This window comes from uncultured Microbulbifer sp., assembly GCF_947498635.1.
Taxonomy (GTDB): domain Bacteria; phylum Pseudomonadota; class Gammaproteobacteria; order Pseudomonadales; family Cellvibrionaceae; genus Microbulbifer; species Microbulbifer echini.
This window is the reverse complement of sequence record NZ_CANMKV010000092.1, coordinates 1-1762: the sequence shown is the minus strand read 5'-3', so window position 1 is coordinate 1762 and position 1762 is coordinate 1. Positions and strand designations below refer to the sequence as shown.

The 1762-nt window shown below is 55.1% G+C and carries 3 protein-coding genes; all 3 read left to right on the top strand.

The genetic code is table 11. From position 1 onward, the window contains the following. The coding region (locus Q1A69_RS19900) for a Mu-like prophage major head subunit gpT family protein (RefSeq protein WP_299589605.1) at positions 1-720 on the top strand (720 nt) is incomplete at its 5' end. 97 nt (positions 721-817) lie between these two features. Further along, positions 818-1189: a DUF2190 family protein gene (locus Q1A69_RS19895; protein WP_299589603.1), complete on the top strand. Its 372-nt coding sequence runs from the start codon at positions 818-820 to the stop codon at positions 1187-1189. A 7-nt stretch (positions 1190-1196) separates the two neighbouring features. Then, a complete protein-coding gene (locus tag Q1A69_RS19890; RefSeq protein ID WP_299589600.1) occupies positions 1197-1490 on the top strand; it encodes a hypothetical protein in 294 nt (97 codons plus the stop codon). Positions 1491-1762: the final 272 nt, after the last annotated feature.

Below are 1762 nucleotides of genomic sequence, written 5' to 3'. Positions count from 1 at the left end.
ACCTTCCCCGCACTGCGCCAAGTGGCACCGGGGGCGGAATTTAAATATGTGAGCATCGGCGAGCGCGCCGAAACCGCCGCCCTGGCTACTTACGGGGAAATGTTCTCGATTACCCGCCAAGCCATCATCAATGACGACCTGGGAGCCTTCACCCGCATCCCACAAAAGATGGGGCTCGCCGCCGTGCGCACCGTCGGTGATCTGGTGTTCAGTATCCTACTTAACAACCCACAAATGGCCGATGGCACAGCCCTGTTCCATGCCGACCACGGCAACCTGGCCACCAAGTCAGGCATCAACACCGCCAGCATCGATGCTGCACGGGTATTGATGGGCAAACAGAAGGACGGCTCCGCCTTCCTGAATATCCGCCCTAAATTCCTGCTGTGTGATATCGCCGATGAGGGGGCCGCAAAGGTTGCCCTGGAATCGGAATTCGAAGTGGGTGCTTCCGAGAAATCCAACACCGTGCCCAACAGCGTGCGCAATATTGCCAGCGTGATCTCCGATGGTCGCCTCAGCGGACACAATGGCTGGTACCTCAAGGCCGACCCAGTAGCGCACGACACGATCGAAGTGCTCTACCTGGATGGCCAACAGGCCCCGGTGCTGGAACAGCAAAACGGCTGGAATATTGACGGGGTGGAATTCAAAGTGCGCCTCGATGCCGCAGCGAAGGCCTGGGATGCAAAAGGCATGGTGAAAACGCCCAAAACCTAATACCCAGCTCAAACCGAACCAAACCTTAAAGAATCCAAAAGGGCCGCATCACGCGGCCTTTTTACTTTCAGTTACAAACCCAATCGAGAGAAAGAGAATGGCTACGAATTTTGTACAAGATGGGCGCATGCTGAATGTCACCAACAGCACCAGCGCGGATATTACCTCCGGCCAGGTGGTACCGGTCGGCGCAGTGCTCGGTGTGGCGATGGATGATATCGCCGTGGGTGAAACCGGCGTGCTCGCCATTGATGGCGTATTCACTGTGCCCAAGGTATCCGCCGCAGAGATCAATCAGGGCGAAAGCCTCACCTGGGTAACCGCCTCCAGCGCATTCGATAGTAACGCCGCGACCGCCGCCACCGGTGATATCACCGGCGCTACGGCCTTTGCTGCAGAGGCCGCCGGTGCCGGTGCTGCCAGCCTAGCGGTCAAGTTTACCGGCGTACCGGGCACCGTGAAGGCCTAGGTGATCCATGGACCTGGACCAGAGAGCCGCAGAGCGCGCGTTTCGCAAATGGGGCAAGGCCGCTACCTATGACGATGGTAGCGGTGAGCCTATCGATTGCAAGGTGATCATTGAGCAGGAGATCGATGACTTCGATGAGGATGAGCGCGTACGAGTGCCGCGTATCGAGTTGAGTCTACTGGTGAGTGAGGTAGGGGCTTACAGTTCTGAGGCGGTGATTACGCTCGGTGGTGTGGCGTATCAGGTGCGCAAGCGGCTGGCGGATGATGGGGTGGTTTGGCGAGTGTTGGTGGATACTTAGCCTAAACCGACAAGTCAGCAGAGGATTTATGGTCACCGTGACTGTTATTTTCTGGGATTGCTCAAGTTGACGAATAAAACCTGCAAAATCAATGGGTTGAGAGAGCGGTGAAAATTGTGGATAGTGGTCACGATGACCACTTTTATAGATAGGCCGATGGTACTAGATGACCGTAATCTATTGATTTAGTAGAAGAAGACGGCGTGTTGTCGTAAATTTGTATCAGAAATAGTGGTCAAAGAAATAGTAGTCATGATGACCACTATATAAAT